At 59.9% G+C, this 262-nt stretch carries 1 pseudogene; it reads right to left on the bottom strand.

From position 1 onward, the window contains the following. Positions 1–241: pseudogene (locus ACPYOI_RS36440) on the bottom strand (alanine--glyoxylate aminotransferase family protein); the annotation flags it as partial. Positions 242–262: the final 21 nt, after the last annotated feature.

The raw sequence follows: 262 nt of genomic DNA on the forward strand, positions 1-262 counted from the left end.
GCTTGTGGCGGGCGATACCGTTATCCAGCCCTTCCTGCAGAATGAGGCGGGCACATTCGCGGGCGCCAAACAGCGCGGTGGTCGCTTCAGTGTGGTGGTTCAGACGCTCGGGTCCCCAGTAATCCATCACCATGCCGAGGTCGAAATAGTTGGAGTAAATCATCTCTTCGTCGCCGTCGCGATGGGCATCGGTACGGATCCCCTCTTCGATGCATTTGCGGCGACGGATTGCCTCTTCCATCCGCGGGCTCAGGGTAACAGG

The sequence above is a fragment of the Rhizobium sp. SVR5-2C genome (genome assembly GCF_056755115.1).